The organism is Pseudomonas sp. S3_A03 (assembly GCF_054668275.1).
Map to the genome: position 1 here is coordinate 1,185,897 of NZ_CP162753.1, position 12,853 is coordinate 1,198,749.

9 protein-coding genes are annotated in these 12,853 nt (G+C 59.1%); 4 read left to right on the forward strand and 5 right to left on the reverse strand.

Annotated features, from left to right (window positions below; genetic code table 11):
* Positions 1–5 precede the first annotated feature (5 nt).
* The 5 genes from AB4O25_RS05135 to AB4O25_RS05155 form a co-directional block, all read right to left on the reverse strand.
* Positions 6–383, reverse strand: a complete 378-nt coding sequence (locus AB4O25_RS05135; protein WP_017528049.1) for a response regulator — start codon at positions 381–383, stop codon at positions 6–8.
* 78 nt (positions 384–461) lie between these two features.
* Positions 462–1,655 (reverse strand): hybrid sensor histidine kinase/response regulator, encoded by a 1,194-nt coding sequence (locus AB4O25_RS05140; RefSeq protein WP_460150600.1) that lies wholly within the window; start codon positions 1,653–1,655, stop codon positions 462–464.
* Positions 1,649–2,248: a chemotaxis protein CheB gene (locus tag AB4O25_RS05145; RefSeq protein ID WP_017528051.1), complete on the reverse strand. Its 600-nt coding sequence runs from the start codon at positions 2,246–2,248 to the stop codon at positions 1,649–1,651. The genes AB4O25_RS05140 and AB4O25_RS05145 overlap by 7 nt, the downstream gene beginning before the upstream one ends.
* Entirely contained in the window at positions 2,245–3,102 is an 858-nt protein-coding gene (locus tag AB4O25_RS05150) for a CheR family methyltransferase (RefSeq protein ID WP_460150601.1), read from the reverse strand. Before AB4O25_RS05150 ends, AB4O25_RS05145 begins: the two co-directional genes overlap by 4 nt.
* On the reverse strand, positions 3,075–6,572 hold the full coding sequence (locus tag AB4O25_RS05155; protein ID WP_460150602.1) for a response regulator: 3,498 nt from the start codon (positions 6,570–6,572) through the stop codon (positions 3,075–3,077). Before AB4O25_RS05155 ends, AB4O25_RS05150 begins: the two co-directional genes overlap by 28 nt.
* A 258-nt stretch (positions 6,573–6,830) precedes the next feature.
* Here AB4O25_RS05155 and AB4O25_RS05160 point away from each other — a divergent pair, with 258 nt between their 5' ends.
* The 4 genes from AB4O25_RS05160 (at position 6,831) to AB4O25_RS05175 (ending at position 12,845) form a co-directional block, all read left to right on the forward strand.
* Entirely contained in the window at positions 6,831–7,259 is a 429-nt protein-coding gene (locus AB4O25_RS05160; protein WP_460150603.1) for a hypothetical protein, read from the forward strand.
* Entirely contained in the window at positions 7,256–10,678 is a 3,423-nt protein-coding gene (locus tag AB4O25_RS05165) for a hypothetical protein (protein ID WP_460150604.1), read from the forward strand. Before AB4O25_RS05160 ends, AB4O25_RS05165 begins: the two co-directional genes overlap by 4 nt.
* Before the next feature lie 251 nt (positions 10,679–10,929).
* Positions 10,930–11,292 (forward strand): response regulator, encoded by a 363-nt coding sequence (locus tag AB4O25_RS05170; RefSeq protein WP_017528055.1) that lies wholly within the window; start codon positions 10,930–10,932, stop codon positions 11,290–11,292.
* A gap of 152 nt (positions 11,293–11,444) precedes the next feature.
* The gene (locus AB4O25_RS05175; RefSeq protein ID WP_460150605.1) at positions 11,445–12,845 is read left to right on the forward strand and encodes a DUF1254 domain-containing protein; all 1,401 of its coding nucleotides are present in this window, start codon (positions 11,445–11,447) and stop codon (positions 12,843–12,845) included.
* Positions 12,846–12,853 lie beyond the last annotated feature (8 nt).

The following is a 12,853-nucleotide window of genomic DNA, read 5'->3' on the forward strand; positions in this document are numbered from 1 at the left end:
CATTCTCAGGCAAGCAACCGCTGGATATGTTCTTGCAGCGTATCCAGGTCAAACGGCTTGGCCAGGATCGGCGCGTTGCGCGTGATCGGGCTGTTACAGTCGAGAATTTCCTGCGGGTAACCGCTGATGAAGATGACCTTCAGTTCCGGCCGCACTTTAAGCGCCGGCTCGGCGATCTGCACGCCGGAGATACCGCCCGGCAGGCGGTAATCCGTCACCATCAGGTCCAGGTGCGGCTTGGTCGCCAGAATCTCAAAGGCTTCCTTACCGTTTACCGCCTTCAAGACCCGATACCCCAGGCCCGCCAGGTATTCACCCAGCACAAACATAATGGATTCGTCGTCTTCGACGATCAGTACGACATCTTGCGCATCTTCACTCATGGGAAGCCTTTGTCCGGTCAGTTGCTGCACGTACGACCATGGGGTCACGCAGAGGTTGCGTCAAGGTGACGATTGATTTCATGCCGACGAATCCAGGGGCAGGCACACCCGAAACAGGGCGCCCTCGCCTATCCGGCTCTCGACCTCGATGGTGCCGCCATGGGCCGCAACGATCTGCTCGGAGATAAACAGTCCCAGGCCTAGCCCCGCCGACACCTGGCTGGCGGATACGCGCTCGAACTGCTGGAAGATACGCTTCTGGTTCTCTTCGCTGATGCCGATGCCACGGTCGCGCACCTCCACCCGCGCTTCACCGTGTTCGGTGTATACCCGCACATCCACCGGGCTCTTGGCCCCATAGCGCAGCGCATTCGTGAGCAGGTTGGTGATTACTTGCTCGATACGGAACTCATCCCAGTTACCTTCGACCGGCCCTTGCGTCTGCAACCGCATCGACGAATCTGCGGCGGCCACTTGCGGCGCGAAATTTTCTACCAGGTTGCTGACCAGTTGCGCCAGGTCGAAGCGCGCCGGGCGGATCGACAGCTTGCCGGTGCGAATGCGCGACACGTCAAGCATGTCTTCGATCAGGCGGATCAGGCTTTTGATCTGGCGCTCATCGCGGTCGACCATGGCGTGCATCTTGTCCAGGGTGAATGCCGCCGCGTTATCCCGGGCCAGGTGCATCTTGCGCAATTGGGTTTCAAGGATCAGCCCGTTCAATGGCGTACGCACCTCATGGGCGACGATCGACATAAAGTCGTCGCGCATGCGCACGGCCTGTTCCAACTCGGCCTGGGTGGCCTGCAGGCGCGTGAGCAGCAACTCCTGCTCACGACGGCTGCGCTCCAGGGCTTCGACCTGTTGCTTCATCGCCTTGCTCTGGCGGTACAGGTCGACGAACACGTTGACCTTGCTCTTCACCGCATGGATATCCAGCGGCTTGTGCAAAAAGTCCACCGCGCCGCTTTCATAGCCTTTGAACGCGTAATTGAGTTCACGCCCGGCGGCGCTGACGAAGACGATCGGGATGTTCTTGGTCTTTTCGGTGCCGCGCATCAGTTCGGCCAGCTCGAAACCGTTCATGCCAGGCATCTGCACGTCAAGAATCGCCATGGCGAATTCGTGTTCCAGCAACAGGGACAAGGCCTCGTCGGCGCTCAATGCCTTGAACACCTGGCGGTCCTCGCGCTTGATCAGCGCCTCGAGGGCCAGCAGGTTTTCCGGCAGATCGTCGACGATCAGCAGTTTGGCCTGGACAGTACTTAGCATGGGGAGGGTTCCAGGGAAGCCAGCAACGCGGCAATGCGGCTCAAGGTCAGAATATGGTCAGGGGTGTGCAGGGCCAGGGCGGCCTGGGGCATCACGGCAATCCGCGCTTCATTTGGGTCTTGCACGATGGTGGTGCCGCCCGCTTGCTTGACATGGGCCAGCCCGCGCGCGCCGTCCTGGTTGGCACCGGTCAGCAGAATCCCCAGCAAGCCTTTGCCATAGGCATCGCCTGCCGAGGTAAACAGATAGTCGATGGCCGGCCGGGAATGATGCACGCGGTCTTCCTGGCTCAGCGACAGGCTACGGTCCTGCTCCACCGATAGGTGGTACCCAGGCCCCGCAAAATACAACCGGCCCGCTTCGATCAGCTCTTTGTCGCGAGCTTCCTGCACCGGGATGCGCAGGCGCCGCGCAAAGACTTCCGCCAGTTGGCTGCGGCGTTCATCGGGCAGGTGCAGCACGGCAATGATCGGCAGGCCGAAGCCGTCGGGCAGCTCGGCAAAAATGCTCAGCAACGCCTCGACGCCGCCGGCGGACGCGCCGACGACGATGGCTTCAATCCCGCGAATCGGGCTGGCGACAGCATCGTTCATGATTTTCGGTAGATCCGTTCCTGCTTGACCAAGGGTTCGAATTGCTTGCCGTAGGCGGAGAAATCCAGGGTTTCCTTGCTGCCCAACACCAGGAAACCACGATGGCACAGCGACTCATGGAACAACCCGAACGCGCGATCTTGCAATTTTTTATTGAAGTAAATCAATACATTGCGGCACGAAATTAATTGAGTTTCTGAAAACACGCTGTCGGTCGCCAGGCTGTGGTCGGCGAATGTCACGTTTTCGCGCAGCGTCTTGTCGAAGATCGCGTAATCGTAAGCCGCTGTGTAGTAGTCGGCAAATGAACGTTGCCCGCCCGCTTGCTGATAGTTGGCGGTGTAGGCCCGCACATTCTCCAGGGAGAAGATGCCCTGCTTGGCTTTGTCCAGGGACGCCGGGTTGATGTCGGTGGCGTAGATGATCGTGCGCTCCAGCAGCCCTTCTTCACGCAGCAGGATGGCCATCGAATAGACCTCCTCGCCCGTGCTGCAGCCGGCGATCCAGATCTTGATCGAGGGGTAGGTCTTGAGCAGCGGCACCACTTCCTGGCGGATCGCCAGGAAGTGCGAAGGGTCGCGAAACATCTCGCTCACTGGAATCGTCAAAAACTGCAGCAACTGCATGAACGCCGCCGGGTCGTGTAGCACCCGTTCCTGCAATGCCGAGATGGTCGCGCAGTCGAACTGGCGCAAGGCATGGGCCACGCGGCGCTTGACCGACGCCCCGGAATAGTCGCGAAAGTCATAGCTGTACTTGAGGTAAATCGCCTCAATCAGCAGACGCAGCTCGATGTCGCTGCTTTTTCCAAAAAACAGTGCTCCACTTAAATACGTTCCATCTTCGGTAGCCATACGCGAATGAGTGAGAACAAACGGTCCAGATCAATCGGCTTGGCCAGGTAATCGTTGGAACCGGCCGCCAGGCAACGCTCCTGATCGTCCTTCATCGCCTTGGCCGTGACCGCAATAATCGGCAGTTTTTTCCAACGCGGGTCCTGGCGGATCAAGGCGGTAGCCTCGTAACCGTCCATTTCCGGCATCATCACGTCCATCAACACCAAGTCGATGTCTTCGACTTCATTGAGCTTGTCGATGGCTTCGCGGCCATTACGGCCGATCACGACCACCGCGCCTTTGTGCTCCAGGGCGCTGGTCAGGGCGAAGATATTGCGCACATCGTCGTCCACCAGCAGGATCTTGCGCCCTTCAAAGACTTTGTCGCGGCTGCGGGCGGTCTTGAGCATCTTCTGGCGTTCATGGGACAGCTGGGATTCGACTTTGTGCAGAAAGAGTGTGACCTCATCCAGCAGGCGCTCCGGCGAGCGTGCGCCCTTGATGATGATCGAGCGCGAATATTTGCGCAGCTCGGCCTCTTCGTCGCGGGTCAGGTTGCGCCCGGTGTAGACGATGACCGGCGGGAATGAGCAGATGTCCTCGGTGGCCATGCGCTTGAGCAGCTCATTGCCGAGCATGTCCGGCAGTTTGAGGTCGATGATCATGCAGTCGTAAACGTTGCCGCGCAGCAGGTCGAGGGCTTCCTGGGCAAAGCCGACGGCGGTGATCTCGATATCATCGTCGCCGATCAGGCGGGCAATGCTGTCACGTTGCAGGTCATCGTCTTCAACCAGCAGCACGCGCTTGACCTTCTGGGTCAGCTTGGCTTCCAGGCGCGCGAACACGTCCTTGAGTTCTTCGCGGGTGGTGGGTTTCACCGCATAACCGATGGCGCCCATGTGCATGGCGGCTTCGACGCGGTCCTCCACGGAAATCACGTGCACCGGGATATGACGGGTCTCGGCGTGTTCCTTCAGACGTTGCAGCACGGTCAAGCCGGAATGGTCCGGCAGGCGCATGTCCAGCAGGATCGCGTCGGGGATGTATTCCTCGGCCAGGCTGTAGCCCTCGTCCGCACCGTGCGCCACCAGGCAGTGGTAGCCCAGCTCATGGGCCAGGTCGAACAGGATGCGCGCAAAGTTGGGTTCGTCTTCCACCACCAGGATGCAGCGGCTGGTGAACGGGGCCTTGTCGCGGTCGTCGGCAAAGCGTGGGATCAGGTCCGCATCGGCCACCGGTAATGGCGACACCTTGACCGGGGCCGGTGCAGGCGCCACCACGACCTGGCGCGGCTGCTCGATTGGCGGCGCGTCGGCCTCGCGTTCTACGTACTGCTCCGGCAATACCAGGGTAAACACGCTGCCCTTGCCGGGTTCGCTGGTCACGCTGATGTAACCGCCGAGCAAGGTGGCCAGGTCGCGGGAAATCGACAAGCCCAGGCCGGTGCCGCCATAGCGGCGGTTGGTGGTGCCGTCGGCCTGGCGGAAGGCTTCGAAGATGCTCTCCTGCTGGTCCGGCGCAATGCCGATGCCCGAATCGCGCACGGTAAAGGCAATGCCCTGCCCCGGCGCGCGCGACACCGACAGGCTGACCTCGCCCTGTTCGGTGAACTTGATCGCGTTGGACAGCAGGTTCTTGAGGATCTGCTCCAGACGCTGGCGATCGGTGAACAGCATGCCGGGCGCATCAGCCTGCACGTCAACCTCAAAGCCCAGTTTGCGATCCGCCGCCAGCGGTTCGAACATCCCGCGCAAGCCCTCGATCAGCCGCGTCACGCTGGAGTTTTCCGGGCGCACTTCGAGCTTGCCGGCCTCCACCTTGGAAATATCCAGGATGTCGTTGATCAGGTTGAGCAGGTCATTGCCGGCCGAATAGATCGACTCGGCGAACTTGACCTGTTCGGCGCTGAGGTTCTCCTGGGGGTTCTCGGCGAGCAACTTGGCCAGGATCAGCGAGCTGTTGAGCGGCGTGCGCAGCTCGTGGGACATGTTGGCGAGGAACTCGGACTTGTACTTGCTCGAGCGCTGCAGTTCTTCGGCACGGTCTTGCAATTCGAGCTGGGCCTGGTTGAGTTCACCGTTCTTGCGGTCCATGGCGTCGCGCTGCTCGGCCAGGGTCTGGGTCTGCTCGGCCAATTGCTCGTTGGTTTGCTCAAGCTCGGCCTGCTGGGTTTCCAGGTGGGCCTGGGACTCCTTGAGGATGCGCGACTGCTCCTCCAGCTCTTCGTTGGCGGTCTTGAGTTCTTCCTGCTGCACTTGCAACTCTTCGTTGAGCTGCTGGGTCTCGGCCAGCACTTCCTGCAGGCGCTGACGATAGCGTGCGGCTTCAATGGAGGTGCCGATATTGCCGGCGATCAGCTCCAGCAGTTCAACATCACGCTCATCCAGCGGCCGCAGGAAACCCAGCTCGATCACGCCATTGACCCGATCGTCATCGCTGGTGGGCACCACCAGCACGCTGCGGGTCGCGCCTTCGCCCAGGCCCGAGCTGACCTTGAAATAATCCACCGGCACGTCGTCCAGGCGAATCAGGCGATCCAACTGCGCGGCTTGCCCGACAATGCCTTCGTCGCTGTAGATCGACTGTTCGAGCTGTTCCTGCTCGCGGGAGAAACCATAGGTGGCCACCCGCTTGAGGCCGCCGTGTTCTTCGCGCACATACAGCGCCGCGACCGCCGACCCCATGTACTGAGCGAAGAACTGCAGGATATTGCGCCCAAGCATGTTCAGGCTGAGCTGGCCCAGCACCTGCTCGGCCAGTTCGGTCTGGCCGTTGCGCAGCCAGGCCTGGCGTTCCAGGCGCCGTGCGATCTTCTGTTGTGAAGCGATGTTTGCGCTGTAACTCTCGGATAATTCGAGCAAGTTCCGTCGGCCGGCATACGCCAGAAAACCACTCAAGCCGAGCACGAATACCAGATACAAGGTCACGCTGATCACGGTGGTACGGGTGACTTCGGTATTGCGGGCGATACGAAACTGCTGCTCCATCGCCACGGCATCGTCGTATTCCTTGCGGATCTCATCGGTCAGGCGCTTGCCGCGCCCCGCCTTCACGGCGCCGCGAAAGTCGCCGCTCTGGCGCTGCATATCAATCATCGACTGGGCGTATTTGTTCCACTCCAGCTGCAAGGCTTCCAGGCGCTTGAGGCGATCAACCTGCTGCGGGTTGTCCGCCACCAGCTCCTGCAGGTTGCGCAGGTCGGCGAGGATCCGCGGCTTGGCCACTTCGTACGGGTCGAGAAAATGTTCGTCGCCGGTAATCAAGTACCCGCGCATACCGGTTTCCAGGTCGACCGTCAGCTTTGAGGTTTCATTGAGATTGTTGATCACCCGGTCGGTGTGCGCCACCCACTGGACCACCGACAGCAAATACGTGATCAGCACCACGAAAAACACCGCGCTGAGCACGCCCACGCCCAGGGGCAAGGCCACGTTTCGGCTCAGGAGGGTACGAAAGCTCTTTTCATCGACGGTCGACGCGGGAGTCATGGGCATGCCTTGGCCAGGTGCGGAAAAAACGGGAGTTTGCCCCAGATTGGGGGTGGAGGGCTACGTTTGTGATGCTTTTCGCGGAGCATGCCTACCCATATCAGACACGCATGCGGGCTGTGGCATCGGGACTTGTACACGAATTCTGACAACCGTAACGGAATGTACGCAGGACGACTGCACACACAGGGAGCGGCCGAGGGTTCAGGGAAGCACTTTTCGGCGCGGTACCTTCCCAAATTACGACAGGTAAATGTAATGGCTTCGATCACTAGCCTCCCGGCCCCCGCCATCGTCAATCTTCCCCGTGCGGAAACGCCCCACGCCTCCGCGAGCGCAATTGAACCCGTCATCGCTCCAGGGCCAGCGGCTCCGGCCGGCGTTTCCGGACTTCAAGCCGCATTAGCCAACCAACGCAACTGGGAGGTGTTGGCGGCCAAATTGAGCGCCGTGCATCAGGACCTCACCGCACGCGTCCCTGCCGACGACTCACTGACGAGCGCCGAGGTGACGAGCCGACTGGCCCCCGAGAGCCAAGTCAGCCTTGAGTCGTTCTTACTGCAAAATGGCTTGAAGGTACCGACCTCATTGGACGCGCTGGGTGAGCTGGTCAAAACCCTGAACCAGAAGGCCGCGTTGCACCCGCTGGGCAATCTGGGGGTGGGCTTTCCTGGCCGGTGCCCATGACAACAGAGGGCCGGCAGAGCATCGCCGACTTCCTGCAGTCCACTCACACTTCATTGGCAGGCTTACCATTGGCGGATGCGAGTAAAGGCGCATTGGCTTATTTGCTGAGCGGCAGCCCAACAACCGCGGCCGACCTTCAGGCGCCACGTACAGCGCTTCAACAGTTGCTGGACACGCCCAAGGCCCAGGCGCTGGGCCAAGCCCTGCAGACGCACTTGAAGGGCGCTTCATCAGGTACCAGCATTTATGACTATCTATTAACGGCCATTCAGGTGGGGCTTGATCCGGAGTCGCTCACTGGCCCGGTCCGTAATGCTGTGGCTGGTTTTCAGTTGGACGCACAGGCGCAATGGGGGCAACACGCTTCTGTCATTGTGGACCGGCTGAGTCAACACTTGATCGACAGTGGCCGGGCGACCACTCAAACCGCCAAATTCGCCGCTCATCTCCTGCTTTCACGCACTGCACCGCAGTATCTGGTCAAAGACCTTCCCGCCAGCGTGACGTATGGCAGCATTGCCTGGTCTCAACTAACGATTGAAGTGGCCAAGCTGGAGGCGCAGGCACCGGGCAGCGTACAAAACATGTCCTATGCCCAGGTATTGCTCGCAGCTGAAGGCATGGCGCTCGCTGATGATCGGGTTCAGCGTGAAGTCTTGAGGGATTGGGCCGTCGTCAACGGTGTGTTGGAGAGCGCCGAACAAGTGCCGGGCGATGCGCAAATCGAACGCATCAGAATCCACTACAACAGTAAGTTAGAGGCGCTGACCCACGTCTCCACCCAGCTCCAGACGCCCTTTCCCAGCCGCAAGGCAATTGCCCTGTACTGCCTGAAGCAGGAATTCCCCGACCACGACCCCCAGATATTTGAGCAAAAGGTGCTGCAAAAGCGCTTTGGGAACACGCGTCGGGGCGATCCGACCTTGCGTTCGATGCTCGACATCGCGATGGAGGGTGACAAACTCCAGTCCGGCTTCCGTTGGGAAAGCAGTCGCAGTCTCGTGCCGATGACGGCATTCAATGCGTACTGCAGGTCTGAGCGTTTCCACGTCGTTGATGTGTTTAATACCCAGTACAAAGAAGCGCTGGAATCTCAAAGCGAAGGCCATGCGGGGATGGTCAAATACCTGCTTTCCAAGCTACCGCTGGAGGATCGAAAAAACCTTGAGTTTGGCAAGATAGAGTTCCTGCACACCAATGATTACAAGGTAGCGATGGATTTGCTTTCGCCGCTCACCTTGGAAAAACGCGGGCATACACTGCACGTAAAAACCACGCGAAACGGCGAAGTCAATATTTATGAGATTGACACCCGTAAGGCGAGCATCGAAAAACAGAACTACCTAAGCAATAAGTTCAGCGAGCCCTACAGCCGCGAGAAGTTGGATACGCGCACGGCGAACATTATTTCCCGAACCGAGCTCTTTGATCCCTACAACGGCGAGCGTGCCAATCAAACCGGAGGATGGGTAGGTGCTGATCACACCGCAGAGTGGACCGGTGCTGATTACACGCCGTATAGCTACGGTGGCTCTCGAACAGAGTTGATTGCTGACGCCTTCGTCAAATCCCTGGATCTCGGCAATGAAGACTTATTGAATTACGCCAAGGGCGTCACCTCTTACGATAAGGCTCGACAGGCGAATGCGGCAATAGGTGAGTTTTTTCTGAACCTCATCCCTTTTCGATCCGCCATCGTCAACTTCAAAAACGGCCAGGTAGGCGACGGCTTGTTTGATCTGGGGGTGGACATCATCGGCTTGGTAACGTTGGGCGCAGGCAAGGCGGCTCAGGCCTCAAAAGCTCTGGCCAAGGGCGCTCAAAGTATCAGCGCCGCAGGCAAGGCGGCCAAAGTTGCCAAATTCATTGGCGTTACCGCGCTTGAGGCGCTCAACCCGGTCGGCGGGGCGGGCGATGCATTGATGGGCGCGACAAAGCTGGCGGGCAAAGGGCTTGCCAAAACCGGCGAATGGCTTAACAAGTTCAAGGGCGCGAGCGGTAGTTATGACTTGTTGAAAGCGGCCAGTAAAACGTATGACGTCGCCGCGCTGGGCACCTTCAAAATAGCCGAGCAGACCGTCGGCGGCAGCGCTGTATTCAGGGAGGGAAAATGGTATGGCTATGACGCCATCAACCATCGCCCGTATGGCCCGGCGCTCAAAGACTTTACGCCGAAAGTGGCTGCGCTCGAAGGCGAAATAAAAGCGTTTGCCGACAGCTGGTTTGGCAAGATGATCGGTTCGGTATTGGCGCCACCCGCGAATAACCCTAACTATCGCCGTGACTTCATGGCCGCTGTGGCCAACGCCAAAACCGAGGACAAGGCAGCCTACATACTGGGCCAGAACAACGTTAAACCAGACGCTATCTATGGCTATTCCACAGCACTGAGTATTGAGGATTTGAAACGTCTTGCCGTTGCCGAACGCCGTACGCCAGCAGAGCTTGGTAGCCTGGTAAAACGCATAGATGAACTTGAAGCGCTGCCCGAGCGTTTTAAATCCGCACGTGAAGCTGCGCAAATCGTCGACGCAGACATGTTTAAGACAGGCTACGACTCGGGGAACCCAGAAGGCATCCGCGAATTTTCAGACACACTGACTAACTACCAGCTCGCAGAACTTGCCATTGCCCCCGGGCGTACATCAGAAGAGTTTGGACAGCTGGTCAAGTATTTGGAAAATCGACGAATCAAAGTCAGCCAGGAGAACTTCAAGGAATTCGCCGCTGAAATCACTGCCGCCGGTGGCAAGGCAACGCCGATTCCCCAAGGGTATTACCTCAGTCAAGTCTCCCCGCTCTCGGGCGGCGAGTGCGCGGCGCTTTCCAATGTCATGGCCGCCGCCGTGAAGCATCGCAAGCAGGATACGTTTATCAAGAACCTGTATGTCGCGATGGTGCCTACGCTTAGCCCCGGCGACATTGCCCAATTGCGCAAAACCGACCCCGTCAACGCCGGTATCCAAGAGCTCAAGGCATCGAAAGTTGCCAAGTTCAACGACCAGATAAGTCAGCTGCAGGAAATACTGGGCGGTCAATTCCATCATGGTATGCAGGCGAGGCAGGTTCCTTACACGCAGATCATTTCAGAGCTGGCCGGTGCCCGCACTTCAAAAACCCTTTTAATCAATGGCCCCGATCACGGCTTCACCGCCGGCGTGGTTATTTCCAATGGCAAGAAGGAATGGTTTTATTTCGACCCTAACTATGGGAAGGCGACCTTTTCCACGGAGGCGCAAATGAGCGCCGCGCTGGAAAGCACATTAAAATCCGGCAGGACTAAATACCTGTTGGCACATTTCGGCCAGAACCCCCAGGTGCCTGAGTACAAGATTTCGGTATTCGAGGAACCCGCGTTGAATAGCGTGACCGCCACCGTGCCAGGTAGCGTGCAGGACTTGTTTTTGACTGATCTGTAAGCCATGCCCCAGGCCCAAAAGTGCAGGTGCGACGGTCGATTTGCCAGGCGACCGTCAACCTGACGCTTTTGCGCCTGCCTGCGGGCAAGTCCTTTCCCGGCGGGCATTTAACCTCGTCACAAGACATCAAGGCCTATTGCCTGCACAATAGCCTTCTTTTGTCGGGAACTTGCCGGGGCGCAGACAACTCAGTAGAGGATGGTCTTCGGACTGAGCAAGCCCCCGCCCTCCCATCTTCAGGACGCCTCTTTATGCCCTCCACCTCCACCATCCTTGTCGTCGAAGACGACGACATCGTGCGCATGTTGATCGTCGATGTATTGGAGGAGTTGGCGTTCCGTGTGCTGGAAGCCGCCGACGCTGGACGTGCGTTGGAACACGTGCAAAACCCTGACCAGAACATCCACCTGATGATGACGGACGTCGGCCTGCCGGACATGGACGGCAAGCAGTTGGCCCACAAGGTGCGTGAATTGCACCCCGCCCTGCCGATCCTGTTTGCCAGCGGCTATGCCGAAAACATCGATGTGCCCGCAGGCATGCACGTGATAGGCAAACCGTTTTCCATCGACCAGTTGCGCGACAAGGTCAGGTCTATCCTCGGCACTGAATGATGTCGGCTTGCCAGTGCCGCCTTCCGGGGCGGCATTTTTGTGTCCGGCCCGCACAGATTTACGTGACCTGCGGCGAATAAAAACGGAAACTCAGCGCGCTCGTGCGCCATTCAACACATTTCTTCAAAAGCACTCACGAAGGATGCAACAACATGATTGCAAAACCCACGCGCCTGCTGCTGGCGAGCCTCTCTTTATTGCTGAGCGGCGGTGCCTTGGCCGACTTCACGGCAACCCCGAGCGAAGCGCGGGCCATTGCAAAGGAAGCCTACCTTTACGGCTTCCCCGTGGTGCAGATGTACAAGACGCTCTACGCCCAGGCTGTCGACAAGGGCGGCGTTGAATTCAAGGCGCCGTTCAACCGTATCGGTACCACCGCACCGGTGACCAGCCCCAAAGACACCGCCTTGACGACCCCGAATGCCGACATGGCGTATTCCTTCGTGTGGATGGACCTGCGCAGCGAGCCTTTGGTGCTGACGCTGCCGAAAATCGAGGACGACCGTTACTACGCCGTGCAACTGGTTGACCTGTACACGCAAAACATCGCCTACCTGGGCACGCGCAGCACCGGCAACAACGGTGGTCATTACATGATCGCCGGTCCCGACTGGAAGGGGCAGCAACCCGTGGACGTGGACCGCGTGGTCTACAGCGAAAGCAACGTCGCCTATGCGCTGTATCGCACCCAGTTGTTTGATGACAAAGACCTGAACAAGGTCAAGCAGATCCAGAATGGCTACAAGGTGCAGTCACTGAGCAGCTACGTGATGCAGGCCGCACCGGCCAAGGCGCCGAAACTCGCCTGGCCCAAGCCCATGGCGACCATGACCGAAGGCCCACAGCTGTTTCGTTACCTGAACTTCATGTTGGCCTTCGCCGCCCCCCAGGACAGTGAAAAAGAGCTGCTGGCGCGTTTTGCCAAGATCGGTGTGGCGCCTGGCGCGCCGTTCAAGGCCAACCAATTGACCGCTGAACAGCGCAAGGCGCTGGAGGACGGCATTTCCGATGCTCGCGCCGAATTCGCGGCCTTCAAAAAAGACAAGATCGACACTCATCAGGTCGCCCGCAGCGACCTGTACGGCAGCCGTGACCGTCTGCAAAACAATTACCTGTACCGCTACGCCGGTGCCGACCTGGGGATTTTCGGCAACTCCGCCGACGAAGCCGTGTCATTCACCTACCGTGACGATAGCGAAGGCAAACCGGCCAACGGCGCGCGTCATAGCTATACCGTGCATTTCAGCAAGGACCAACTGCCGCCGGCCGATGCGTTCTGGTCACTGACCCTGTACGACGCCAAGACCCATCAACTGGTGCCGAACCATAAAAAACGTTACCTGATCAACTCGCGCATGCTGCCGGGCCTGAAGCTGGACGCCGACGGTGGCCTGACCCTGGCATTGCAGCACCACGAGCCACCCAAGGCGGAACAGGCCAACTGGCTGCCCGCCCCGCCGGCGCCGTTCTATGCGGTACTGCGCGTGTACCTGCCCAAGCCCGAAGCCAGCAATGGCCAGTGGAAATTGCCACCGTTGACGCCACTCAAATAACCGCACGC

Excerpts from the sequence above, each read along its gene's own strand:
- AB4O25_RS05140 (WP_460150600.1), bottom strand. The coding sequence starts at position 1,655 with ATGCTAAGTACTGTCCAGGCCAAACTGCTGATCGTCGACGATCTGCCG.
- AB4O25_RS05165 (WP_460150604.1), top strand. The coding sequence starts at position 7,256 with ATGACAACAGAGGGCCGGCAGAGCATCGCCGACTTCCTGCAGTCCACT.
- AB4O25_RS05135 (WP_017528049.1), bottom strand. The coding sequence starts at position 383 with ATGAGTGAAGATGCGCAAGATGTCGTACTGATCGTCGAAGACGACGAA.
- AB4O25_RS05145 (WP_017528051.1), bottom strand. The coding sequence starts at position 2,248 with ATGAACGATGCTGTCGCCAGCCCGATTCGCGGGATTGAAGCCATCGTC.
- AB4O25_RS05150 (WP_460150601.1), bottom strand. The coding sequence starts at position 3,102 with ATGGCTACCGAAGATGGAACGTATTTAAGTGGAGCACTGTTTTTTGGA.
- AB4O25_RS05160 (WP_460150603.1), top strand. The coding sequence starts at position 6,831 with ATGGCTTCGATCACTAGCCTCCCGGCCCCCGCCATCGTCAATCTTCCC.
- AB4O25_RS05155 (WP_460150602.1), bottom strand. The coding sequence starts at position 6,572 with ATGACTCCCGCGTCGACCGTCGATGAAAAGAGCTTTCGTACCCTCCTG.
- AB4O25_RS05175 (WP_460150605.1), top strand. The coding sequence starts at position 11,445 with ATGATTGCAAAACCCACGCGCCTGCTGCTGGCGAGCCTCTCTTTATTG.
- AB4O25_RS05170 (WP_017528055.1), top strand. The coding sequence starts at position 10,930 with ATGCCCTCCACCTCCACCATCCTTGTCGTCGAAGACGACGACATCGTG.